The organism is Chitinophaga fulva (assembly GCF_012927205.1).
GTDB lineage: Bacteria > Bacteroidota > Bacteroidia > Chitinophagales > Chitinophagaceae > Chitinophaga > Chitinophaga fulva.
Window position 1 is genome coordinate 247,970 of the sequence record NZ_JABBGC010000004.1, and the last position, 25,080, is coordinate 273,049.

Below are 25,080 nucleotides of genomic sequence, written 5' to 3' on the forward strand. Positions count from 1 at the left end.
TTGAAATATCGATATGAAAAAAATTCCGGTTAGAAATATTCGTCGCGGCAGTCCCCGGGACTTTGGTATACAGGATATCGGGGAAAAGATGGCCGGCAAGGATATGGTGCAGGAACTGCACCGGCACGATTTCTTTTACGTGCTCGCCTTGGAAAAAGGCGCCGGTGAACATGAAATAGATTTTACGCCGCACCGGGTGGCGGACCATACTATCTTCTTTCTGCGGCCCGGCCAGGTGCATCAGCTTCGTATCAAAGCCGGCAGCACAGGCTGGATGATGCAGTTTACCTCCGGCTTTTACCATGACGCACAGCTGTTGCGCCGGATAGGAGCAGTCAACGCTTACTCCGACAGGGAAGGGAAAGCCCTGCGTGTGCTGGAAGCTATCTTCCGGGAATATCAACAGCAGCAGGACCAATACCGGGAGGTCATCAAATCCAGCCTGCATATCTTCCTGGTAACCCTGCTCCGGCTACAGCAACAACCGGCAAAAGATAACCCCAACACCTATACGCAGGAGCGGCTCGAAGCATTACTGGAACTGCTGGAAACACATATTCATACGCATAAACGGGCATCGCAGTACGCGGCGATGCTGCACCTTTCGCTTTACCAGCTGAATGCGGTCACCCGGGAAGCGATGGGCAAAACCGCCTCTGAGCTGATCAATGAACAGATCGTCCTGGAGGCAAAGCGGCACCTGCTGGCCACTACCGCACAGGTAAGCCAGATCGCGGAACAGCTGGGCTATGAAGATGTCTCTTACTTTATCCGTTTCTTTAAAAAACAGACAGGATATACGCCGGAAGTGTTCAGGAATAATAACGGTTAATGTGACTGGTTGCGCTTCCGGAGCTTCCAAAGATTTGTCACTAACGAGATCATACAGCCAATAAAAATGATGCTCAAACCTGTAAGGGTGAGTTTTATCCAAAGTTCAACCGCGGCGATTTCAGCAAATATGTAGTTCGTAAGAGGCTCTGTCAGGAAAAGAAACCCCACCGACAGGAGTATCCAGGCGAGAATATGATAGAGTATGACGCGACCTTTCTTTTTCATATGTGGCGGGATAAATCAGGTGATACGCCGAAGGGTGGCGAGGTTAATACTGATTGAAATATTACTAAATATAACGAATGCCGGCAATAATTTAATCGCAGTCCTGTAGAACTCCATTATTGTCCTGTCCCTCTCCGGGCCAGCCACTGTAACTTTGAAGAAAAAAAACTGATTATGAAACAGAAATGGGATGAAAGATACCAAAACGATTTTTTTGTCTATGGGAAAGAACCGAATGAATTTTTCAGGGAATGGCTGCCCAAATTCACACCCGGCGCCATACTGATGCCTGCCGACGGAGAAGGTCGCAATGGCGTGTTTGCTGCGCAAAAAGGCTGGCAGGTAACGTCCTTCGATCAGAGCGAACAAGGGAAGATAAAAGCCATGCAACTGGCGGCAGAACGACAGGTATCACTGGATTATATTGTCGGTAACCTTGAAGACCTTCGATTTGAAGCAGCTTCCTTCGATGCTATGGGGCTGATTTATGCCCACTTTGCCGGTGATAAAAAAGTGCAGTTCCACCAGCAGTTGGACACTTATCTCAAACCGGGCGGCATCATTATTTTGGAAGCTTTCAGCAAACAACATCGCGGGTTTAAGATCGCCAATCCCGGTGTGGGCGGCCCAGATGCGTTAGACGACCTGTACTCAAAAGAAGAGATCACTACCGATTTCGGAAATTATGATATCTTGATGCTGGAGGAAGAAGAAATCCTGTTGAATGAAGGGCAGTTTCATATCGGCAGAGGATCGGTGGTCCGGTTTGCAGGCAGGAAAAGATAACCTATATACTACATGAAATTATTAACATCCTCAGCGCTTATCTGGTCGCCGGTGGTGGCCAACAACCGGATGAACCGGAAGCGACAGGCCAGCGGTATCAACAGCTATGAAAAAGAATTGAACTTAAAACCGGAAAGCTGGTTGAACGACCGTCTACAGCAAAGCGGGCAGGCCGCATGGCTGGACCTCTGCTGTGGTGAAGGCAATGCATTGCTGCAATATGCCCGGGAAGCGGCGGCAAATCAGCAGCAGGCAAACATCCGGCTGAAAGGTATTGACCTGGTGGACCAATTCCAGCCCATACCACCCGGCATCGACTGTCTGCAATTTGAAACCCGTCCGCTGGATAACTGGACCAGCGATGAACAATATGATCTCGTTACCTGTGTGCATGGGCTGCACTATGTGGGAGATAAACTCAAAGTACTGGCTGCCATCCTGAAGGCCATCGGAAGCGAGGGCTTATTCCTGGCTAATCTCGACCTGAAAAGTATTCGTGTAACTGACGATCCCCAACATCAGTACCTGAAGCAATTATTCGCTGAGCATGACATCTCCTATAACGGCAGAAAAAAAATCATCAGCTGCCAGGGCGCCAGGGACATCAGTTTTGACGTGGTGTACCAGGGCGCTGATGATAAGGCTGGCCCCAATTACACCGGACAGGAAGCGGTGGATTCGTATTATACGTTAGTCCGCTGATGCATCATGAGCTTTTCAACAAACCATCTTTGAGCCATACAACAAAGCTGCGGGCTTCACCCCGGTGTACCTTTGAGGTATCATTAAAAATCAGCAAAAATGGAAAAAGTATGGTTCATTACCGGCAGTTCCCGCGGACTGGGCCGGAGCCTCACAGAAGCCGTGTTACAAAACGGCGATAAAGTCGCAGCTACTGCGCGCAATATCAGTCAACTGGATGAGCTGGTACAACAATACGGCGATCAGATACTACCGCTGGCGCTGGATGTTACCGACTATGAAAAAGTACACCAGGTGGTGGCCGCAGCCGTGCAGCATTTCGGTCGTATCGACGTACTGGTCAACAATGCCGGCTTCGGTGTCATCGGTGCGGCGGAAGCCTATACCGCAGAACAGGTACGTAGTCAGCTGGAAACGAACCTGTATGCGCCCATTGAAATCACCCGGGCGGTGTTGCCTTACATGCGCAAACAGGGCGGCGGCCGGATATTACAGATCAGCTCTATCGGTGGGAGAGTGGGCAATGCCGGCCTGACCATGTACCAGGCGGCTAAATTTGGCCTGAGCGGTTTCACAGAAGCATTGGCCAAAGAAACAGGACCATTGGGTATTTACGTGACCAGCGTGGAGCCGGGCGGGTTCCGCACCGACTGGGCCGGCGCTTCTATGACCTATGCCCCCGAAATAGAGGCATATGAAACGGTCAACCAACGTATTGCCTACGTCAGAGAAGGTAAATTTGTCCCGGTGGGAGACCCGGTTAAAGCTGCAAAAGCCATGTTGGACCTGGCACAGCATCCTGCGCCACCGGTACACCTGGTACTAGGCAGCGAAGCGATCGGTCTCCTGGAAAATGCTGACAAGGCACGACAGGCTGAAATGGAAGAATGGTTGCCGGTAAGCTTGTCCACCGACCACGAAGAGGCTGCGGCATTCCTCGATACCCCCATGGGCAAGTGGGCCACTGATGGTGTTCAACGCAAGGCTTAATAACAGACGGAGCAGACGGTATCAACATGCCGTCTGCTTTTTGTAATTTTAGATGATGACTGAACTGAAGACAAATCCATCACGTATCGCCTATTCCTGTTACTATGAACGTAACCGGGACGGGGAACAGTTTGTGCCGGAACATGTGTTAAGCTACCAGGTAGCTGGCAAACTAACGCTTAGTAATGCCGATAAAACCTATGTTTTTGGTGAAGGAGACATCCGGCTGATCAAACGTAATCAGCTGGTAAAGTTTTTAAAGGAACCACCGGAAAACGGCCTGTTTAAGACCATATCCATTTATCTCGATCAGGAAACATTAAAAAGCTTTAGCCTGGAATATGGCTATCAGGCGGCAACGGCCGGCAAATCAGGGGAAGAGGCGGTAATAAGGTTGCAGGATCAGCCATTGTGTAAAAGTTTTATGGAATCATTAGTCCCCTATGTACAGGGAGACCAACTGATCAATGATGACCTGCAACGGCTTAAACAGCGGGAAGCTATTATGATCCTGCTACAGGCACAGCCGAAGCTGAAAGATATCCTGTTTGATTTCAGGGAACCGGGTAAAATTGATCTGGAAGAATTTATGAACAGGAACTTTCACTTTAATGTGCAGCTGAAACGTTTCGCGTACCTTACCGGCCGCAGCCTTGCTACTTTCAAACGTGATTTTGAGCATATCTTTCATATTTCCCCCAGTCGCTGGTTGCTGCAAAGACGTTTGCAGGAAGCACACTTTCTGATAAGGGAGAAAGGGAAAGCACCGTCCGACGTGTACCTTGAAACCGGGTTTGAAGACTTGTCCCACTTTTCTTTTGCGTTTAAGAAGATGTACGGGGTAGCGCCGTCAAAGCTGTAAATTGAGGCTATTTCGCGGTATTGTTGTATATTCGGATAGCTGTGAACGTTATGGGTAATGCAGATAAAAATAGAGACAACAGGGAGATCATCACTCCGGAATACCCGAGGGTGTACCTGTATATCCGCATTGTTCAGGCCAAGCTGTTTATTGATAATAACTATGCTGACGAGATCGATCTGGAAAACATCGCTGATGAAGCCTATTTTTCCAGGTTTCATTTTATCCGGCTTTTTAAGTCGGCCTATGGAAAAACACCCCACCAATATCTCAAATCAGTAAGGATAGAAAAAGCACAGCAACTGCTGAAAGAGGATAAAACTGTTGCTGAAGCCTGCTTTTCGGTAGGTTTTCAAAGCCTGACCACCTTTAGCGGCCTCTTTAAAAAAATAGTGGGAGAATCCCCGTCTTCCTACGCCGCCCGCCATAAAGAAATGAAAAAGAAAATCAGTGAAAAGCCCCTGGCGTTTGTCCCTTCCTGTTATGCCTACCAACACGGTTGGCTGGAAAAATAGCAATTTTGAAGAGGTGAATATTTAAGCAGTTGTTGATCTTTGTTTTAGTAACAAAAACGAAGACTATGATAACTAAAATGACCGTCACCAATATTCATGTACTGGACCAGGACAGCGCCTACGATTTTTATGTTAACAAACTGGGATTTAAGCTGATAGATGACATCCCTATGGGGCCGGACACCCGTTGGCTTACCGTGTCGCCGCCGGAGCAGCCTGACCTGCAACTGGTCCTTTTCCCGGTAAAAGTGAGTAAAATGTTTCCCCAGGAAACAGCGGATATGCTGATCACACTGATCAAACAAGGCGTATTTGGCTGTGGCGTGCTCACCTGCAAAGATATTTTTGCCACCTATGAAGAACTGAAAGCCAAAGGAGTGGAGTTCATGAAACCGCCCACCAAAGAGTTCTACGGCACAGAAGCCCTCTTTAAGGACGATTCGGGAAACTACTTTTCATTACAGTCCATCAATAATTTTAGCCATGAAGACAATATTTGACCCCTCAACGAGGACTGAATTAATAAACAGGATTAATTCCCTCAACGAGCACAGCAGGGCGCAATGGGGCAAGATGGATGTCTGGCAGATGACCAAACACTGCACCATATGGTTTGAATGGATTATGGGAAAAAACAACCCAACATACAAGCAGGAATGGCTGGGCAGGATATTCGGGAAAATGGCCCTGAAAAGTAATACCAAAGACGACAGGCCCATGCAGAAAAATATGCCGGCAGGAAAACAAGCCGTCAAAGAAAAAGGTGGTGATGTAGAACAGCAGAAAAAAATATGGATAAACCTGATCGCAGCATGCGAACACTATTCAAACCCTGCATTTATCCACGATTTTTTTGGCAAAATGACTACCGAGCAAATTGGCGTTTTCGCGTATAAACATGCCGATCACCACCTGAGGCAGTTTGGGGTGTAAAGTTTCACTTCCCTTCTTTGCTGCATTTCACCAAAAACATAGGATAGTTTTCAGTTACCTCAGTGATCTCCAGCAAGCCTGCGTTATCAAATTCTGCATGGATGGAATCCCTGTCATAGAAGAACATCCTGACACCACCGAACATTTCGTAGCGGTCTTTGCTGATGAGCGTACCCTGACCATAAGTGTGGGCCGTTTTTGAAATCACCGTGAAAACCATGTAGCCGTTTGTTGACAGCTGGTTGTAGCAATCACGGATGAGTTTCATTCTTTCGCCGCTGTCCAGCAAATGAATCAGCGCATAGCAGAATATACCATCGTATTTTTTATCGTCAAAAGGCATGTCTGTCACAGACCCATGGTAGACAGGCATGTCTGTGCCGTAATGTTTCTGCGCTATTTCGATAGCGGTTTGCGATATCTCAATGCCTGTTACGGCCATCCCGTTGTCCCTGAAAATGCGGGCGTTGCGGCCATATCCCATTCCGGGAATGAGGACGTTTTTGATACCTTTTTCAATGAAAAAGTCCTTTGTCAGTATGGCTGAATGGGATGGCTCAAAACCCCACATCTCCTGCTTTTCGGCAAAAGCAGCCTCCCAAAATTCAGGTTTACCGGTTTCCTGTTGCATAATGAAAATTTGCAACGAAGTTACAAAAATAAGCGTCTCGAAAAGGGATGCTCCTAAGAGCGCCCCTTAGCCTTAGTAGCAACAACGCCGGTTTTATACAGGTTTATAGCCTGCCGGACAATGGTTTTTATTCTCTTAACAGGCAGGTCTTTTGCGGGATCGAGCAGCATTATTTTCATCCTGGAACGTTTTTCCTGCTCTAAATAGGATTGGGTGAAGTGTTTGCCTTCCACAATACCGATATAAGGCTGCAGATGTTTTTTGTGTGTCCACAAATAGCAGAACATCCTGCCCCTGAAACAGAAAAAGGGCATTCCATACTTCAACTCGTTAACGATCTCCTCATCCACCGATAAAATGATGTCCTTCAAGGCAAGAAAAATTTCCTTGGTGGCCTCGTCCTGCCGGAGATAAAAATTGTCTATTTCTTTCATGGTTACTGAAGACAAATTTAAGCTGTTTTTCTGATTGGAGGCTACCGTGACAAACAGGCTTATTTCAGCAAAATGCTCAGCAACAAAGCCGCCAGATACAGGCCGATCCCATAAACAGTATGTGTTTTAAGGCTTCTGGTCCTGGCCAGCGTAGGGTTCGGTGTTTTGGAGGCGGCTATACCAAATCCAAAGGCAGGCTGCATCAGGAACCAGGGAGCGGCCGTTGTTACTATTCCTATGATGATCGCAGGCCCAAATGTAGGATGATAGGCCCACTGGATGCCCCATATCAACAACAGCAGAAAAGCAAAGGATATTCCGATCAGGTAGTGGGCAATCCATCCGATAGCCCTTTCGCCCTTTATAGGTGCAGCCTGCAGGATCGTCTGATGGGAGAATTTGCCATGTTGAAAATGGCCGATCCATCGGCCTAGCAGCGCATAGTCCAATGACTGCACGTTGAAAAGGCGTTTATTGATCACTGCAAAAATGTCCATTATAATGGTGGCGCCTGAACCTATGATCAACGAAAAAATAATCAGTTCAGTTATGTTCATCATATCTTATTTTAATTGAAAAGTAGTGGTGGCTAATGCCATATTGATGGCTGATCCGGCTTGCGAGCCGGTGGCAACTGCGGTGGCAATGGAGCGGAAGGCTGAATTGTCGCCACAGGCATAAATACCGGGAACAGAAGTCTGCTGAAACGGGTCCACCTTCAGTAATCCCTGTGGTGTTAGCTCACATCCCATGTCAACCGGAATTTTGCAATGCTGCTCAAAGGCAGGTCTTGCGTAAAGTGCGTCCAACGCATGAACGGAGCCGTCTGTCAACCGGATGCCTGACATATGGCCTTCTTTATGGTCAATTGCCTGGATATCAGATTCAATAACAGCGATCTTGTTTTTTTGTAACAAATGTAATTGATCCGCGGAAAATGAGGCTTTCCCATTGGTGAAAATGGTCAGCTTGTTAGTAAGGTTGGATACCAGCTGTGCATAATGGAAAGCCAGGTCGCCATTGCCCAGTATGCCTGTCCGCTGATGGCGGACTTCATACCCGTGACAATAGGGGCAGTGTAGTATGGAAACGCCCCAACAGGCTGCGAAGCCAGGCGTGGAGGGCATGATGTCCTTTAGACCGGTAGCGAACAATAGCTTTTTCGTCAATACGACTTTACCGCTTTGGGTTGCGACTTCAAACAGCTGCTCCTTCTTATGTACCTGGACAACCATATCTTCCTGGAAGGATACCGTCGTGTACTTCAGCACATCTGCTTTGGCCTTATCCGCAATAGCTTTAGGCGTTTGATTGTCCTGTGTAACGAAATTATGCGCCTGTGCAGCTTTGCTGTTGCAGCGCAGGCCACTGTCTATAATGAGCACGTTTCGCAACGAGCGGCCCAATGCCAAAGCAGCGGAAAGCCCGGCATAACTGCCTCCGACAATGACAACGTCAAAAGCAGGAGGAGCGGTAAATGGCCTGGCAAAAGCTTTCAATGCGCCGGGGAGGGCAAAAGCTGTGGTGATAAGACCACCTTGCATGATAAAGTTTCTGCGAGAGATCATAACGTTACTGTAAGGTTTCAATTTTCCGCAGAATATCTTTCTCTGAGACCAAACCGGTATGCCTCCAGTGTATGCCTCCATTTTTATCCAACAGCACCAAAGTAGGTACACCTCTGATGAGGAAATCACCTGCCAGGTCGCTCTCCTGGTCAACGTCCACTCTTCTGATATCCACTACCGCTTTTACTTTCTCTTCAAGACCATTGATAATTGGTGTCAGTACTTTACAGGGGCCGCACCAGGTGGCTGTAAACTGCAACAGCACGGGCTTTTTTTCAGAATTATCCATTTGTGAATGCTGTTTATTTTAGTGGAGACAATTGTTCAGTGATGCTTTTTTCTGTCAGTATCCCCGTATTCCTCCATACTTCGCGGTCATTTTTAACGGCTACGATGGTCGGAATGGAGCGGATGTTGTATTGGGTGGTCATTTTCGCATCGTGGTCAACATTGATCTGTTGAATCTCCAGCCAGTCATATTGTTTTTCCTTTAGCGATGCAATAACAGGCATCATGGCCCGGCAGGGGGCACACCATTCTGCGTAAAATTGTATCAGGATGAGGTGATCTGTTCTTTGCGTATGATTCGTCATAAATTGAAACTTTGAAACACAAAATTATTCAGGGTGAATGGGATTATACTGTCACTTATAGGAGAAAAAATGGTACAAACCGCTGATGTAGTACCCACAACTGTAATGTAGATAAAATGACCAGTGTATATTGATACACTGGTCATTTTCATATTATGGCGTTAAGCCCTATATTGCATATGGATCATAGATGGGAGGACTTATGGAACGCTACCATTACTTCAGACAATTTCACGATATCAGTTCGGCAGACTACCGTTTGCTGATTGAAAATCTGCAGTCCCGCTCTTTCAAAAAAGGAGAATCCATTGTCGTGCCCGGACAAATCCAACGGGAACTGTACTTCGTCAAAAGCGGCGTACAGATGGCTCACTTTGATACGGATGACAAAACCTATGTCATCGACTTTAGCCACTTTCCCGCCTTATGTGCTATCGCTGAATCCTTTTCCTTTCAGACGCCCTCTAAATACTTTATCACCTGCCTGACAGACAGTGAAATGGAGTATCTCAGCTATGAACACCTGCAAAAATTACTTGATCAGTCCCGGGAGATAGAAAGACTTTTCAGACGGATGATCGAAGCCATGTTAGCCGATATGGTTAACCTTCATATTAATCTGCGTGCCATGACCATAGAAGAACGCTATCTGACGTTTTGCAGGAAAAGCCCACAGCTGCTGCATCTGGTGCCACACAAGTATATCGCTTCCTATCTGGGAATAGACCCGACAAACTTTAGTAAGTTATTCAATCAGGTGAAAATTTGATGTTGGTGTAGACCAAGAATCGTTTGCTGACTGCTGCCGAGCTTTGTACTAACAAAACCGGAAAGCTATGATTACTGTAGAAAATCGCGGCAGCTACGCAAACGTAAACGGATTAAAAATGTACTATGAAGTACATGGCCAGGGGAGACCTCTTTTCCTGCTGCCCGGGGCCGTCTCCGGGGTGAGCACTGCCTTTGGAAGCCTCATTCCGCTGCTGGCAGCAGACAGGCAGGTCATCGCCCTCGAATTTCAGGGCTATGGACATACCGCCGATATCCCGGAACGCCCGCTTTCTTATGAACAATGGGCAGATGACGTGATAGCGTTACTGCAAGCGCTGGACATAAAAAATGCAGATTTTTTCGGATACAGCACCGGGGCCGGTGTGGCATTACAGATCGCCATGCGCCAACCTGAGCTCGTTGGGAAGCTCATCCTCGCTTCCTGTACTTTCAACAGCAGCGGGCGCCATCCACAACTCAGCGGACTGGAATCACTGCTCACCCCCGAAGGCCTGAAAGGTACTCCCTATGAAACGGAATATCTCAGTACAGCTCCCCAGTCGGAAGACTGGCCCAAACATCTGGCTAAAGTAACAGCATTCAACAAAGTAATACAGGATTGGCCCGTTGATGATATCAGAAATATAAAGGCGCCGGCATTGATTATCGCCGGTGATGCAGATATCGTTCAACCGGAACATGTAGTGGAATTGTATCGTTTATTGGGAGGTGGCAGTCTGGGTGAGTTATCCATGCCTGTGTCACAACTGGCCATATTGCCTGGAACGATGCATACGGCGTTGACCACGAAGACAGATTTATTGATGGCAATGATTCCCGGGTTTCTTGAATAGCCACTGGGCAGACATTTGATAAGGTTTCGGAAGAGGGGCGCTGGTTGTAGTTAGAACGAGTATTTTCTCTAAAGATCTGATGCTGTTGGAGAAATCACCTATCAGAAATTAATGTGGTCTTTTCACAATGATGACAATACCAGTAAATTTTGATGTCATCTTCCAGTCTCATTTCATTTTTTATTCCGCAGGTAACACATATCCTTTCAAAGGATTCATCTTCCCGGGCAATATAGCCGCAATTGGAACAGCCCCATGTTGTAGGGGGTGTATTTTCTTCATCATATGACCAGGTGAAAGCCTGGTCCTGGCAATTTGGACAAGTTATCAGTCCCATTGGAAAAGTTTTACAGTCGTACTATCTGATCCCCAAATATATATTAGAAAACCATTCAACGAAATGCTTTTATGCACCTGCATAAAAGCATTTCGTTGAATGGTTACTTTTTTATCTGTGTTAAAATCAGCTTATTGATTTGTTCCGGTTGTTCCTCTGGAACATAATGTCCACACTCTTCTATTGTTTCAACTTGTACATGGTCCGCAATTTTCCTGATAGCGTCACCTACACGTTCTGCCAATGCATAACGTCCGCCTATCGCCAAAACAGGAATGGATAGTTTCCCGCTGAACGATTGGTTTTGTTTGGCGCTTTCACCAAAAGCCCGGTAGTAGTCAAAACCGTTTTTCATCGTTCCTTTGTAATCGTTGTAGTATGTCTGCAAGTCGTCTTTATTGATGGCGGTCTTAATAAAAGACTTCTTCGTAAAATACCAGGAGATATATTCTTTTTCTTTTCCGTCTGTTAGAAATTCAGGTATTGCGTCAACAGCGTGAAAATAAAACTGCCAGACTTTGTTGGCATTTTCAGGCCGGAAAACGGCGGCGTCCATCAGTCCGGGTATACTGGCATCAATGACTGTGAGTGTTGACAACTTCCGCTCAAAGAAAATGGCATATGTCACAGCTACCCAGCTGCCGATGTCGTGTCCCACTAAATGGAACTTGTCAATTTTAAGGCTATCTGTAAATTTGTCAATCAGTGTGGCGATACTTTTGGTATCGTATTTTTCAACTTTCTCGCTTTTGCCTAACCCTGGTAAGTCTACCGCGATCACCCGGTTATGTTTGGAGAGCTCAGAAAAATTTTTTCTCCATACATACGAGGTTTGAGGCCACCCATGTAAGAGGATGATGGTTTCTCCTTTTCCCTGTTCATAATAGGCTATTTTGGAGTGATCAATATTGATTTCTTTCATGGCGGGCATTTGTGCCAGAAGACTACCGGGAGTTATCAGCATCAGAAATAACCGGATTGCTTTGTTTATTTTAAAAGGAAAGTTCATAACCTGCTTTTGTTGCTATTGTTAATAATCTATGCTTCTTGCGATCTCTTCTGTTTGTGTGATACAGTTTTGCAGCTCGATAATTTTAGCTTTCATGATGTCGATAGTGCCGGATGTCAGGGGCAGACGGAAAATGGGGCTGTCGTTTGTTACAGCTTCAATAATTGCCTTTGCCGCTTTAATAGGATCGCCGGGTTGTTTACCATTAATATTCTTTGTATTTGTCCTGATGCTTCCCAGTTTTTCGGTGTAAGCAGGCAACTCATTTTGAGCATATTGAACAGATGCCCCAAAGAAATCGGTCCGTAATGCCCCTGGCTCTGCGAGCAAGACCTTTATCCCAAAGGGTGCTGCCTCTTGTTTCAGGGCTTCAGTCATTCCTTCCAGGGCGAATTTGCTGGAAGCATAGATGCCATTTCCGGGTGCCGCCATAAGCCCTACGCGGGAAGAAATCTGGACAATTGTTCCGCGCCCTTTTTCACGCATATGCGGCAATACGGTTTGGCAAAGCTTCCAGAGGGAGATGACATTCACGTTAAATTGATTGATTACCTCGTTATCGTTAAATTCCTCTATCATGCCAAATGCACCATAGCCCGCATTGTTTACGAGTATATCTATCTGTCCGTATTCTTTAATGATCGTTGCTGTCAGTGTAGCTATCTGATCAGTTTTCACCAGGTCAATAATGTGGGCCTTTGCATTCAGTTCCTCTTCAAATGCAGCTTTGTCCGTAGCTGTCCGAACGGTCCCAATCACAATGTCACCAGTTGCTGCAGCCTGTTTAGCGATCTCCCGGCCCAGTCCTTTAGAGACACCTGTAATAAGCCATACTTTCTGTTTCATAATATTTTATTGTTTAGATGCTATGCAAAACTATTTTATACCTTCGCATAGAACAAGTACCTACAAAATTGTAGGTACCAACTAAAAGTGATGAGAAAGGAAAATTCAACAAACTTCTTAAACGAAAAGGACCTGGCTAACAACTGTGGAATGTACTATACCATCACGCTTATCGGAGGCAGATGGAAAATAAGCATTTTAGCAGCACTGTTGGACCACGAAGTAATGCGGTATTCAGAAATAAAAACCAGGCTCACCAACATCACGGAAAGGATGCTGATAAAACAACTCAAAGAGCTGCAGGACGATGGGCTTATTATCCGGAACGACTACAAAGAGGTGCCACCGCGAGTGGAGTATAGTATCAGTAAGAAAGGGCGGAGTCTTGAAAAGTTGCTGATCGAGATGCAGCAATGGGGGAAAAAGCATAGCAAAGAATAACATTTTGGTAAAACTGTAACTATATCTTTGCGCCCGCAAGATAATTTGTCATGGATAGGAACACTTTAGATGATGCAGCCTTATGGCAACAGGTAAAGCGGGGTGATACGGCATCGTTTACGTGTTTGTTTGAACGGTATTGGGATGAGATGTTTTCGATGGCTTACCGCAGGCTGGCTGATGAGGCAACGGCCAAAGATTTTGTGCAGAACATTTTTATTCACGCCTGGGAAAACCGGCAGCAGATCACTGTTGAGAGTAATCTAAGTCCTTATCTGTTTACGGCTTTAAAATATAGTGTTGTCCGCCATATTTACCGGGTGGCCAAACAAGGCACCACAGATTTACCGTTATCTGTCTACAGCCTGCCTGATGAAACGGAACAAAAAAAGCAGGACCACCACGAATTTGACAGATTAAGAGAAAAAGTTCAATCGGAAATTGCCGCCATGCCTGATAAAATGCGGGAAGTCTTTATCCTCAGTTATGAAAAGGAGCTATCCATCAGGGAGATAGCTTTGCGCCTGTCCATTTCAGAGCAGACAGTCAAAAACCAGGTACACAACGCCCTTAAACGGCTTCGCTTCCGCCTGCAAAACCAGGCGATTTTCCTGCCTTTTATCCTGTAACCAGGCTCCTTTTTACGAATTCACAATTCGGTAACATTGAAATTATAGTACCACATGACCCCATCGGTATGTAGATAACAGGAGGACTGTTATATGATGAAACTACATAACCGGTTAAAACTACTTCGGCATTATTTATCCGGGAAGACAAATGAAGATCAGCGCAGGCTCGTTGATGACTGGTATCACTCGGTAGATGATACAAAGCCGATCGGGCTTTGGCAGGAAGAAGGGAAGAAGAGCGCCATCAAAGGAGGGATTCAATTACAGATTCTGGAACAGATAAATAATCATGCCGCTGGTGGGAAAGTCGTGCCTATGCGTGGCCGGATAACGGCAGCCGCCTGCATTGCTGTATTATTGATCGGCGCCTCCTGGCTTTTCCTGGCCAACCGCCTCAGAGAACCGATCACATATTTTACAATAGCAGCCCCGCTGGGTGAGGTGAAACAAATACTATTGCCCGACAGTACACAGGTGTGGCTGAAGTCCGGCACTACGCTGCAATACAGCTCTCAATACGGAAAACAAACCAGGAGCCTGGAGTTGACAGGAGAGGCGTTTTTTGAGGTGCAAAAAGACGGTTCCAGACCATTTATGGTGAAGACGGGAAACCTGGAAACAAGGGTGCTGGGCACAGCTTTCAACATACAGGCCTACCACGACCAGCCATCGATACAGGTATGGGTACAACAAGGACGGGTACAGGTGAGCGATAGCGTGCAGGTAATAACGGAGCTTTCAAAAGGGAAAAGATTGCAATGGGACCGGGCAGACGGGCATTCCAATATTGACAGCCTTGACTGGAAACAGGCGTTGGTCTGGCGGCAAGGTGTTTTACTGTTGGAATCTGCTACATTTTCAGAAGTGGCATTTGAGTTAAAAGAAATATATGGCGTAGCACTGGTTACCCACAATGCCGATATCCGCAGTCTGCACTATGATGCCAAATTCTTTATACATAAGACTTCAGTGAATGACATTATTGCCTCCCTGGCGGCGGTTCATCATATACAGTATAAAATAAGCGGAAAGACAATCACCTTATATTAAAAGCAAACCCCGCTGGTAACGGGATTTGCCAAACATTTTGGTAATGCCATTTTTGACGAAAGCAACATTACCATGTAAAAAAGCAATCATAAAGGTATGGAAAAAAAAGAAAAAGGGACATTAGCCTCCACCAGGATAAGGCTTGTGTTGATGCTGTGTTGCCTGATGCTGGCGGCATCCGGATTGAAGGCGCAGGCGCCGGGAACGGTCAAACTGTCTATTCGATTTGCAAATGTTACATTGGATGTTGCCATGAGGCAGGTGAAGGAGGTCTGCCCGGTAAATATAGCATACGATGCTGGTAAACTACGGCTTGCACAATGGAGTATCGCTCCGAAAGAATTTAACCAGGCTGGCTTATCTGAAATCCTGCAATATCTATTGCAGAAGGCGAATGTCGGGTATAAAGAGGTGGCTGGAGGAATTGTGCTGTTTGAAAAAGAAAAGGCCGTTCCTGCCCCTGCTAAAAAAGACAAAGGACGCCTTATTGGAAAGGTCATAGACGAAGAGAACGGGGAGCCGGTGATCGGCGCTACTGTCCGTATTGGTGAGATGGGATCGGTGACGGATGATGCAGGTAGTTTTTCATTACCACTATCTGAAGGGAGTTATACGGTGATGATCAGTTCAATGGGGTATGGGTCTAAGGAGGTAAGTGGCATTGCGATAAATGAAAATGAAACATTTGCCTTAAACGCTACGCTTAAAAGACAGAAAGGAAACCTGGCGACGGTGGTGGTGAAATCCTCTGCCAGAAAGGAAACTACTGCTTCCCTGTACATCCGTCAGAAAAATGAAGCCGGTATTTCCAATGGTATCAGCCGCGAGCAGATTGCCGTGTTGCCGGATAAAAACATCGGGGAAACATTGAAACGTATTTCGGGCGTAAGTACAACGGACAACAGGCGGGTGGTGGTACGTGGTATCGCCGAGAGATATAATATTGCCATGATGGACGGAGCAGCCCTGCCAAGCACGGATGTGCAGGTGCGCGACTTTGAATTTGACATCGTTCCCAGTAACCTGGTAGATAACGTTGTCGTATCTAAAACAGCTACACCTGATATGGGGTTCGGTTTTGGTGGAGGAATGGTACAGATCAATACAATGGCCATCGTCGATAACAATTTTACCACCATCAGCTTCGGCAGTAAATACATCAATGGCAGTACAGGCAAAGAATTCCTGGGCTACCAACGGGGGAAGAGCGATTACCTGGGTTTTGATGATGGTGGTAGAAATCATTTCCCCAAAGAGATCCTTACACTTTCACAAGGCAATTACAATCCCCAGAAGCCTTATGATCATATCCCGCCTGCAGGCATTGAAAAAGTGACGCCTGACATGATCGCAGCACAGAACAAAAGGATAGGTGGCCTTGAAAGACTGGGGACCCGTACCTATAAAGCCGCTCCGGGACAGAATTATCAGTTTAGCCTGGGACGTAGCTACGACCTGAAGGGCAGCCGTATCGGATTAGTAGGATCGCTGAGCTACCGCAACGAACAAGCCATCGATGATGTCGAACATTTTGAACGCGGCGCCTTTAGTAAGCAGGGCAACAATTTGTATGATCCGGCAACGGGTGCGGAGATCAAGGAGTCAAATGCCAAACAATACAATTTTACCACCAGCTGGGGCGCATTGTTAAATGCAGGATGGAAAGGCAAGAACCATCAGATCATTTCCCGTAATTTTTATTCCAGGGTATTTGCCAACCAGTTTTTCCGTGTAAGAGGCTGGGGAGACGACCTGGGGTTTGGGGATAATCCTGCTATCCATGAATTCGACAGGCCTAAGTTTATAGACCTGTTACAGAACAGGATAAATGGTGAGCATAACGTTGGCCGTTTTAAGTTTGATTGGAGCGTGGCCCGCAACCAGGTGACCAACCACGAACAGGACGCTGTAGATGCGGAACTGTCGCCTATTACAACATTGAATGGTGCTGTTTACAATTATGTGCCTGGTCTCAAGGCTAACCCAGGCCCGCTGAGCCGCTCTTCCTATAAATATGTTGAAACCAATTGGATGGCCGATGCTGCGCTGAGCTATCGGTTAAATATCGGAAAGTTGCCACAGGTTCTCAAGGCCGGTTATCAGTATATGGATAAAAAAGGGCACTACGATTGGAGCGTTTTGCCAATTGGGGTAGCCGGGAATTTTATGGATGCCTATAAGCCGGTACACCAGTGGAATATTGACTTTACGGACCCACTGAGAAACATGTATTATTATCCGGCAGCCTTCAACAATAACAGTTATGAGGGAAGAAATAACAACCAGGCCGGGTACGTGATGATGGACAACCGTTTTACCCACTGGCTCCGTTTGGTGTGGGGCATCAGGGCGGAGTATTACAAATATGAAAAGGTAAAGGACGAAGCGGCAGATAAGGTCTCGCAGGCTAACCTGGACAATTCGGATAAGCGGCGCTATGTTGACCCGGAAACAGGTGACCTGGTGCACAAAACCCTCGATGCCAGTGCAGAAGATAAGAAGTGGCTGTACTTACCTTCGGGCAACCTGACCATTACGCCGTTCACTAATTTCAACATCAGGGCTTCCTTCGCCCAGTCGGCCATCCGCCCGGCACTGATAGAAAATTCCAGTTTTGCGCGTTTCAATTATTTCTATGGCCGCATACAGCGCAATACGGGTGTGGTGTCTACATTGATCACACATTACGATCTGCGGGCAGAATGGTATCCGGCGCCGGGAGAGGTAATCTCAGCTGGTTATTTTAAAAAGCATTTCAAAAATCCGGTAGAAATGTACCTGGATATTACCAATACCAGTGGCGCCATAGATCTGCTGACCGCCAACTCCGACTATGCTAACGTAAACGGATGGGAAGTAGACCTGCGGAAGAGCCTGGGATTTATCTATAAAGGGACGAAACTCCTGGACAATTTGTATTTCAGCGGAAACCTGACTATACAAAACTCTGAAGTGCAGGCCAGCGGTCTCCGTTATGAAGCCATGGGATCTGGCGTTGATGCCAACGGCGTAACTTATTCCTACCGCAGGAAAACGTACCTGAAAGAAAAACGTCCTTTGTACGGACAGGTGCCTGTATTGTACAATATAGGCCTGCAGTATGCAGGCGACCGGCTGGGCGCTAACATCGCGTTCAACCACTCAGGTTATAAAACATTTACCGTAGGCCTGCAGCCCCATTATTCAGAAATGGAGCGGCCGCGCGATCAGGTGGATGCCCAGGTGAGCTACAAGTTCCTGAAGGATAAAAAATTACAGGTAAGGCTGAATGTCAGCAACCTCACCAATAGCCCATACCGCTTTTTTATCAACGGAAAGAATACCTATAGCCTGAAACCGGGTACTGAAATCATGAATATGAAAGAATGGTCGGATGTATATGAATGGAAAGAGGGTTTCTCCCAAAAGTATGAGGAAGGGCATTATGAAGATACTCCCGATGGGAAAGCAAAAGTTCGTGTAGGCGATACAGATACTTTTATCCGTAAGATAGGAGCTTCGTTTAGTCTCGCCGTATCCTACAGTTTTTAACAGCAACAAACAGAAAAAATGAAAATAAATACTATCAGCAGGCTTTTGCTCGGCATAGCGACATTTTTGCTGGCTGCCTGCAATAAAGACAACGACAATTTTCTCTACCAGGAACAGGTGTTGCCTATTACCATTAAGGGATACAACGCTACAAAAGAGCAGCTTATGGTAAAAGTGGATACGATTGTTTTGCCAACGGCGCTTGGGATGGAAGGATCGTTTACACAATTCGAGGCCTTCACTTTCAAAGGAGACCAGCGTACAGTTAAGTTGAATATAAGTGAAAAAAGCACCGGGAAACTGGTCCTGGAAAAGGAATTTAAAAAGGAAGATGAGGCAGCTACTTTAAGTTTCCTGTACATGGATGGTAAAGTAAGTGATATGCCGGAAAAGCCGGCTGTAGCGCCGGATAAGATTAGCCTTATCTATATGTTCATGCCTAATGTTACCAATTACAGTGAACCGGTGGATATCGTAGTCGGTAAATATTTCGTAACGCCAAAGGTATTTGAAGAAATCACCCGGATCAAAAATGTGAAGCCAAATGAATTTAGCCAGACAACAACGATTTCCACGTTCTCTACAGCCCGGCAGGACTATAATGGCGTAATGACCTCGGTGTCTTTCCAGGCAAGGATATATAAAGCGGGCACCAATACGCCGTACGTGGATGGCACTGCCTATACCTGGAGCGATATTTCAACTACCGCTCCCAAACCGGCGTCATCTGCCCCTTCCTCTAAACTCTATATCTTCTCTGAATTACCTACCGGAAGTTCGATGAGATTTGCTACCCGTTTGGATTACTAAAATAAAACAGATCATGTCAAATATAAGATTACTCAGACTGCTTGTTATTTTGTTGATGTTTACTGCCTGCAACAAGGATGAAGAACAGATGAAAGCAGTCAATATTGAAGTGTGGGGCTATAATGTTGGTGATGCCGAACTGGAAACCTCGATAGACACCACTGTTTACCGCAGTTTCACTACGCAGCCCAATATGCCTGTTATTTTTAGCAGAATATATACCTATCCTTTCGCTAAAAATGAGGTATTGCTAAAAATAAAAAACAAAACATCCGGTAAAGATGTGTTCCAGCGGCAGTTAACCCTGAGCGCCAGCGAGCTTGAACTGTTTTTCCCTTTTGTATTCATTAACGGGAACGAACTGAAAATAGAGCAGGCAGCTGCCGATCAGGCTACCAACAAGTTGAGCTTCTATATCCATTATCCGCAAAGTAACGATGCACTGGATATCTTTCTGAAAAACGACGCGGGACAAATCGTGTACATCGCTCAAAACGTAAAATCAGGCACCTGGATACATACCACTTATCTGCCGATGGAAGGCTTTAAAGAAAAAGAAAAAAGGTATGTATTGTGCTTTACCAAAACCGGTACTACAGATAGCTGGTATTTTGAAGAAGGTGAGACCAAAAGCACGATTGACGAGCACAGTTTGATTTTTCCAAAAAACGAAGAAAAAGGGCTGGTACGTAGCTATTTTGTTACGCCTGGCACTACTCAGCTCGAAGTAGCACGTTTATTCAAAAGACCTAAAGCACAGTAGCAGCTTGCTGATTGTAAAATATTTACGAAGTGTGCGGCGATAATGCTGCACACTTTTTTTGTTTCCTGGTATCAAGTGGTCAATCGCCCGTAAATGTCTATCTTGAAAGAAACTATCCAACGCCATGAGAAAACAATTTATTTTAAGCGTCGTTGCCTTGTTGTTGGTGACATCGCTTGCCAAAGCCCAATCAGACAAGTCCGCGGTTCAATTTATTAATCCTCCCGAGGTGGTTAAACCCAATGGCTATTCGCAAGCCGCTGTTATCAACCTGGGATCCAATAAAATGCTCATCCTTTCAGGACAGGTGCCACAAAATGTTAAAGGTGAACTTGTTGGGAAAGATAACTTTGAGCAACAGGCAGAGCAGGTTTTCGCCAATATCCAAAAAATTATAGAAGCCGCTGGTGGAAAGATGTCCGACATCGTGAAACTTTCCTATTTTATTCTGGACACAAAAAACCTGAAAACGCTTCGTACTGTCAGGGATAAATATGTGGATGTGCAACATCCGCCAGCCAGCACGCTGGTGCAGGTAAGTAAATTGTTCCGGGATGATGTTTTACTGGAGGTTGAAGCTACTGCCGTCATTCCTGTTCATAAATGATCTGTTGATGTGATGGTATAATAAGAGATGAATATAAATCAGAAGGCTTTCAAGTAGATGCTTAAAAGCCTTTTTCCTGTAGCCCAGATGGGATTTATTTAGAACCAGTGATGTGTTGTTGTACATGGAATAATGAAGTAAATGTCACTTCATATTCTGTTTTATCTTCATTTAAAGCACTTTTATAGACTGTCAATTTGGCCATAAGTGCTCGTTTTTTTATATTTATGGCCAAATTGATGGATATGGACAAGTTAATTGGCCGCAAAAAAGAGCTTGATTTGCTCAATCAGATCAAAGACACCAATTCATCCTCTTTTGTAGCAGTGTATGGGAGAAGAAGGGTAGGGAAGACTTTTTTAATCAGGCAGGCTTTCGATAACAAATTTGAATTTTACATGACAGGTATGTCTAATGTAAACCTGTCACAACAATTAGCCAATTTTTATGCTGCCTTGATAAAATATGATTCTTCAGCCAATAAGAAAAAAACTCCTGCCGATTGGTTCACAGCATTCCAACAGCTCTCTGTTTTGCTGGAATCCAGTAAGCGTAAAAAGAAAATTATTTTTCTGGACGAACTGCCCTGGCTTGATACAGCACAGTCTGATTTTGTACCTGCGCTGGAGCATTTTTGGAATTCATGGGCAAGCGCAAGAAATGATGTCGTATTGATTGTTTGTGGTTCAGCAGCGGGATGGATGATCAACAAACTCATTAATAATAAAGGGGGCTTGCATAATCGGGTGACTCATCGGCTTAGGTTAGAACCCTTTACCTTGAAAGAGTGCGAAGAATTTTTAAAGTATAGGACTGCAACATTTGACAGGTATCAGATTATACAATTGTACATGGTTATGGGCGGGATCCCCTTTTATCTGGAGCAGGTTAATGTAGCGCAAAGTGCCGCCCAGAATATTGATAGACTATGCTTTGAGAAGGATGGAATGCTACGTTCTGAATTTGATAATCTTTACCAATCCTTATTCGATAATGCGGAAAAACATATTGCAATCATAGAAACATTGAGTAAAAAGGCAAAAGGATTAACGCGCGGGGAGTTAATCAAAGGAGCTAAGCTTCCCACAGGGGGGAGTGTCACTAGAATTTTAAAAGAATTAGAGGAAAGTGATTTCATTCGCAAATACATCTCATACGGAAAAAAGGAAAGAAATAGTCTTTATCAGCTAACTGATTTTTACTCGCTGTTTTATTTAAAGTTTATAAGAAAGGCTGGTGTATTGGATGAAAATAGTTGGATTAATGGTTTGGATAGTCCGGAGCAGCGTTCCTGGAGCGGTTATGCTTATGAGCAGGTATGTCTTGCGCATATTAAAGAAATAAAAAAGGCACTAGGGATCAGCGGAGTGCAAACAGCCACATCATCATGGATAAGTGCCAATACAGATGCCGGCGCTCAAATTGACCTGGTGATTGACAGACGCGATCAGGTAATCAATATTTGTGAAATGAAATTCTCTATTAACAATTTTACAATCGACAAAAAATATGCGGAGCAGTTGAGAAATAAGATTGGCATTTTTAAAGAAGAAACAAAAACGCGCAAAGCTATTTTTCTGACTATGATAACAACTTTTGGATTGAATAAAAATAGTTACTCGGATTCGCTGGTACAAAACAGTCTGAAGATGGATGTTTTGTTTGAATGATAGTAGAATACCATTTCTCCTAAATGAAAAAGCCGCGAATTCCTAAAAAAGAATTTGCGGCTTTTAACCTGTAGCGAGATCGGGACTTGAACCCGAGACCTCAGGGTTATGAATCCTGTGCTCTAACCACCTGAGCTACCTCGCCATTTCCTGTCTGTCTTGAATTCTCATTCTCAAAACGGGAGTGCAAAGATAACGGCTAATAAATGAAAATTCAAAATGTACAGCCCGTTTTTTTACAATTTTTTTTCTCCGTTCTCTGCCGGTTTATCGTCTGGTAGCCCGGATTCCGCTTCCTTATTGACTTTCCACTTGTTCAGCACGGCTTCATCGATGCTGCGGATATGCAGGTCCCGTTGCGGGAAAGGCAGTTCTATACCGGCTTTGTTGAGGGCGTCGTAGATGAAAGTGAGCACTTTGCTTTGTAAGGTGCCGGCATTGCCAAGATCGGAAATCCAGAAGTACACCTGGAAATTAACGGCGTTATCCCCGAACTGGGAAAGCTGTACGATCGGCTCTGGTGTGGTGAGAATACCTTCCTGGCCGGGGAAAGCGCTCTTGATAATATCGGTCACTTGTGTGATGTCGCTACCATAACCTACGCCGAGCATGAAATTAACACGACGGACACGGTTGGTCATCGTCCAGTTGATCAGTTGTTGGGAGATAAGATCAGCATTGGGAACTACTACGGTAGAGCCGTCATAGGCGGAAATTTTACTGGAGCGGATACCGATTTCTTTCACAACACCGGAGCGGGTACCCAGTTCTATCACGTCACCCACTTCAATAGGTTTTTCAAAAGCCAGGATAATACCGGACACCAGGTTGTTGACGATGTTCTGTAAACCGAAGCCTATGCCTACGCTGAGGGCGCCTATCACGATGGTCAGTTTGTCCATCGGGATACCGGAGGCGGCGAAGGCGAGTAATACACCGCCGGCCAGTACGGCAAGACGTAACAACAGCAGGGTAGAGCCGAAGCGTGGCTTCCGGGCCGGACTGGTACTCTGACCGGTACTGCCAAACATATACGCTATCATCTGGGAGGCGACAAAGGCCACCCAGATGACAAGCACAAAAATGATCACGCTGCTGAAGGTAAAGTCCGAATTGCCAATGTGATGGCTGGCGGACAGGATATTGCTGATCTCTTCGTAGACGGCGTCGTACAGGTAGAGGTTACGGGCTACAATGATCAGCCAGCCTACGAAAGCCAGTACAGTCAGGAATGTTTTTAGCTTGGTCTGCACATCCTGGTAGTCCATGAAAGAGATAAAGGTGCTGGAGTTTTTATTGGCCTCCACTTGTATGAACACCGCTTCCAGCACTATTTTCACGAGTACATACAGGTTCATGGCCATGACGGTGTTCACCACGGCGCTGGACCCGAATATTTTGGCGCTGCCTACCCGGGCGAATATCACCAGCAGCAGGGAAATGGCGGAGGTGCCGATAAACAGCTTAATGGTGGGCGCGGTATATTTTGGATGGGCGAAGGTGGTCAGCGAGGTTTCTTTCAGCAGCCGGAAACCCAGCAGTATACAGAGCACGGCGCAGATCAGCAGTCCCCATTGTTCGGCATAAGTCACCTCTATCAACAGGTTATTGACGCAATACACAAAAAGCAGCGCCATCAGCATCAGCCAATAGCGATATAGTGTCCTCGGAAAATGTGACCGGAAAAGATAGGAGAGGGCGAACATGGTCAGCCCCCAGATAATTTCGGTGTACAGAATGGGATACCGCACGGAAAACACGGAGGACAACGTCGTTACAAAAATAACAGTGCTCGCTACCGGATGACGGTACACATACTGCGCATGTTGCAGGATCGCTTCTGCCTCCTGCTCCGGATGATTGCGCCGGATACGCCGCACATTGGCGTAGATCCACCCGGCAAACAAGGAGGCTAGCAATATCCATACAATGAAAATCGGCCACTGGATAGAAAAGAAGATGCTCAATACCCGTGTGCTTTTGTGTAAAGATCGTCGGGCGACCGGGAAAAACTCCAGTGGATTGATACTGTCACGGTGCGGCGCCCAGATATACCGGTAGTCACGGGAAAACATGTTGGCGGAAAACTGCTCCAGCTGATAGTTGCTGTCCTCCAGCAGATTGGACACATCAATGTACCGGTTGGCGATCTTGTTTTGCAGTAACCCCATTTTAACAAGGCTTACTTTATTGGCGCTGTCTACTACACGGTATTTGTTGATCAGGCGGGTAAGCTGACCGATATAAAAACCATAGAGCTCATCTTCTGCGGGAATATTGCGCATGGAGGTGTCGCGCCGCAGAGAGTGTAGTGTATCGTTGATGGCTACCAGGGCGTTGTAATAGGAGAAGAGGTTGTTCTGCCAGCCACCCAGCTTGCGCTGCAGCTGCTCCAGCATTACCTTGTTGGTGTAAATATCGTTGATATTTGGGGTACGGTCCAGCCCAGCAATATTTTCTTTGATCAATGCGAGGGAAGTGTCTACCAATGGGACTTCCCAGGTGATACTGACAGTGTCAAATCCACGCCGCAGGCTGCTCATCAGCTGGTTGAGCAGGAGGGTATAACCTTCTATCCTGTTGATGATCACGGCCACGGCGGTATCGGATTTCTTCAACTTGGAAGTGTCCTGGGCCAGCCTGCTGATATTTTTGCTGATCGTGGCACTGTCAATAACCGCCATAT

General features: G+C 45.9%; 26 protein-coding genes, 1 tRNA gene and 1 pseudogene. 18 read left to right on the forward strand and 10 right to left on the reverse strand.

What is annotated here, in order from left to right; genetic code table 11:
• Positions 1-13: 13 nt before the first annotated feature.
• The 8 genes from HHL17_RS29330 (at position 14) to HHL17_RS29365 (ending at position 5,847) form a co-directional block, all read left to right on the forward strand.
• Positions 14-832 (forward strand): helix-turn-helix domain-containing protein, encoded by an 819-nt coding sequence (locus tag HHL17_RS29330; RefSeq protein ID WP_169228418.1) that lies wholly within the window; start codon positions 14-16, stop codon positions 830-832.
• 401 nt (positions 833-1,233) lie between these two features.
• Positions 1,234-1,845, forward strand: coding sequence for a class I SAM-dependent methyltransferase (locus HHL17_RS29335; protein WP_169228419.1), 612 nt, complete (start codon positions 1,234-1,236; stop codon positions 1,843-1,845).
• 12 nt (positions 1,846-1,857) lie between these two features.
• On the forward strand, positions 1,858-2,547 hold the full coding sequence (locus tag HHL17_RS29340) for a class I SAM-dependent methyltransferase (protein ID WP_169228420.1): 690 nt from the start codon (positions 1,858-1,860) through the stop codon (positions 2,545-2,547).
• A 99-nt stretch (positions 2,548-2,646) separates the two neighbouring features.
• Positions 2,647-3,537: an oxidoreductase gene (locus HHL17_RS29345; RefSeq protein WP_169228421.1), complete on the forward strand. Its 891-nt coding sequence runs from the start codon at positions 2,647-2,649 to the stop codon at positions 3,535-3,537.
• Between the two features lie 52 nt (positions 3,538-3,589).
• On the forward strand, positions 3,590-4,399 hold the full coding sequence (locus HHL17_RS29350) for an AraC family transcriptional regulator (RefSeq protein ID WP_240975997.1): 810 nt from the start codon (positions 3,590-3,592) through the stop codon (positions 4,397-4,399).
• Positions 4,400-4,449: 50 nt separating this feature from the next.
• Positions 4,450-4,914: a helix-turn-helix domain-containing protein gene (locus HHL17_RS29355; protein WP_206156249.1), complete on the forward strand. Its 465-nt coding sequence runs from the start codon at positions 4,450-4,452 to the stop codon at positions 4,912-4,914.
• A gap of 65 nt (positions 4,915-4,979) precedes the next feature.
• Complete coding sequence (locus tag HHL17_RS29360) at positions 4,980-5,414, forward strand: VOC family protein (RefSeq protein WP_169228422.1); 435 nt, start codon at positions 4,980-4,982, stop codon at positions 5,412-5,414.
• Entirely contained in the window at positions 5,398-5,847 is a 450-nt protein-coding gene (locus HHL17_RS29365; RefSeq protein WP_169228423.1) for a DUF1569 domain-containing protein, read from the forward strand. Before HHL17_RS29360 ends, HHL17_RS29365 begins: the two co-directional genes overlap by 17 nt.
• 4 nt (positions 5,848-5,851) lie before the next feature.
• Here the strand turns inward: HHL17_RS29365 and HHL17_RS29370 are convergent, their stop codons facing one another.
• From HHL17_RS29370 to HHL17_RS29395, 6 genes and pseudogenes are all read right to left on the reverse strand, one after another.
• Positions 5,852-6,478 (reverse strand): class I SAM-dependent methyltransferase, encoded by a 627-nt coding sequence (locus HHL17_RS29370; protein WP_169228424.1) that lies wholly within the window; start codon positions 6,476-6,478, stop codon positions 5,852-5,854.
• A 53-nt stretch (positions 6,479-6,531) separates the two neighbouring features.
• A complete protein-coding gene (locus tag HHL17_RS29375) occupies positions 6,532-6,912 on the reverse strand; it encodes a DUF1801 domain-containing protein (RefSeq protein WP_169229118.1) in 381 nt (126 codons plus the stop codon).
• 59 nt (positions 6,913-6,971) lie between these two features.
• Positions 6,972-7,472, reverse strand: a complete 501-nt coding sequence (locus HHL17_RS29380) for a DUF2938 domain-containing protein (RefSeq protein WP_169228425.1) — start codon at positions 7,470-7,472, stop codon at positions 6,972-6,974.
• Positions 7,473-7,475: 3 nt separating this feature from the next.
• Entirely contained in the window at positions 7,476-8,480 is a 1,005-nt protein-coding gene (locus HHL17_RS29385; protein ID WP_169228426.1) for an NAD(P)/FAD-dependent oxidoreductase, read from the reverse strand.
• Between the two features lie 4 nt (positions 8,481-8,484).
• A pseudogene (locus HHL17_RS29390) lies at positions 8,485-8,772 on the reverse strand (thioredoxin family protein); the annotation flags it as partial.
• Between the two features lie 10 nt (positions 8,773-8,782).
• On the reverse strand, positions 8,783-9,073 hold the full coding sequence (locus tag HHL17_RS29395; RefSeq protein WP_169228428.1) for a thioredoxin family protein: 291 nt from the start codon (positions 9,071-9,073) through the stop codon (positions 8,783-8,785).
• A 190-nt stretch (positions 9,074-9,263) separates the two neighbouring features.
• Between HHL17_RS29395 and HHL17_RS29400 the strand changes: the two genes are divergently transcribed.
• A complete protein-coding gene (locus HHL17_RS29400) occupies positions 9,264-9,842 on the forward strand; it encodes a Crp/Fnr family transcriptional regulator (RefSeq protein ID WP_206156218.1) in 579 nt (192 codons plus the stop codon).
• Positions 9,843-9,909: 67 nt separating this feature from the next.
• Positions 9,910-10,698, forward strand: a complete 789-nt coding sequence (locus HHL17_RS29405; RefSeq protein ID WP_169228430.1) for an alpha/beta fold hydrolase — start codon at positions 9,910-9,912, stop codon at positions 10,696-10,698.
• A gap of 440 nt (positions 10,699-11,138) precedes the next feature.
• Here HHL17_RS29405 and HHL17_RS29410 read toward each other — a convergent pair whose 3' ends face one another.
• Together HHL17_RS29410 and HHL17_RS29415 are read right to left on the reverse strand one after the other, a co-directional pair.
• A complete protein-coding gene (locus tag HHL17_RS29410; RefSeq protein WP_206156219.1) occupies positions 11,139-11,999 on the reverse strand; it encodes an alpha/beta fold hydrolase in 861 nt (286 codons plus the stop codon).
• Positions 12,000-12,065: 66 nt separating this feature from the next.
• Positions 12,066-12,890, reverse strand: a complete 825-nt coding sequence (locus HHL17_RS29415; protein WP_169228431.1) for an SDR family NAD(P)-dependent oxidoreductase — start codon at positions 12,888-12,890, stop codon at positions 12,066-12,068.
• Positions 12,891-12,980: 90 nt separating this feature from the next.
• On the opposite strand from HHL17_RS29415, the gene HHL17_RS29420 reads away from it, so the two are divergent.
• The 8 genes from HHL17_RS29420 to HHL17_RS29455 all read left to right on the forward strand — a co-directional run bounded on the left by HHL17_RS29420 (position 12,981) and on the right by HHL17_RS29455 (position 22,394).
• Positions 12,981-13,331, forward strand: a complete 351-nt coding sequence (locus HHL17_RS29420) for a winged helix-turn-helix transcriptional regulator (RefSeq protein ID WP_169228432.1) — start codon at positions 12,981-12,983, stop codon at positions 13,329-13,331.
• A gap of 50 nt (positions 13,332-13,381) precedes the next feature.
• On the forward strand, positions 13,382-13,960 hold the full coding sequence (locus tag HHL17_RS29425) for an RNA polymerase sigma factor (RefSeq protein WP_169228433.1): 579 nt from the start codon (positions 13,382-13,384) through the stop codon (positions 13,958-13,960).
• Between the two features lie 93 nt (positions 13,961-14,053).
• Positions 14,054-15,013, forward strand: a complete 960-nt coding sequence (locus tag HHL17_RS29430; protein ID WP_169228434.1) for a FecR family protein — start codon at positions 14,054-14,056, stop codon at positions 15,011-15,013.
• A 96-nt stretch (positions 15,014-15,109) separates the two neighbouring features.
• Entirely contained in the window at positions 15,110-18,544 is a 3,435-nt protein-coding gene (locus tag HHL17_RS29435) for a TonB-dependent receptor (RefSeq protein WP_169228435.1), read from the forward strand.
• A gap of 18 nt (positions 18,545-18,562) precedes the next feature.
• Positions 18,563-19,354 carry a hypothetical protein gene (locus tag HHL17_RS29440; protein ID WP_169228436.1) on the forward strand — a complete coding sequence of 264 codons (792 nt, stop codon included), beginning with the start codon at positions 18,563-18,565 and terminating at the stop codon, positions 19,352-19,354.
• Between the two features lie 13 nt (positions 19,355-19,367).
• Positions 19,368-20,117: a hypothetical protein gene (locus tag HHL17_RS29445; protein WP_169228437.1), complete on the forward strand. Its 750-nt coding sequence runs from the start codon at positions 19,368-19,370 to the stop codon at positions 20,115-20,117.
• Positions 20,118-20,241: 124 nt separating this feature from the next.
• The gene (locus HHL17_RS29450) at positions 20,242-20,724 is read left to right on the forward strand and encodes a RidA family protein (protein WP_169228438.1); all 483 of its coding nucleotides are present in this window, start codon (positions 20,242-20,244) and stop codon (positions 20,722-20,724) included.
• Positions 20,725-20,969: 245 nt separating this feature from the next.
• Positions 20,970-22,394 carry an AAA family ATPase gene (locus tag HHL17_RS29455; protein WP_169228439.1) on the forward strand — a complete coding sequence of 475 codons (1,425 nt, stop codon included), beginning with the start codon at positions 20,970-20,972 and terminating at the stop codon, positions 22,392-22,394.
• Between the two features lie 71 nt (positions 22,395-22,465).
• Here HHL17_RS29455 and HHL17_RS29460 read toward each other — a convergent pair.
• A tRNA-Met gene (locus HHL17_RS29460) sits at positions 22,466-22,539 on the reverse strand.
• A 91-nt stretch (positions 22,540-22,630) separates the two neighbouring features.
• Positions 22,631-25,078, reverse strand: a complete 2,448-nt coding sequence (locus HHL17_RS29465; protein WP_169228440.1) for a mechanosensitive ion channel family protein — start codon at positions 25,076-25,078, stop codon at positions 22,631-22,633.
• Positions 25,079-25,080 lie beyond the last annotated feature (2 nt).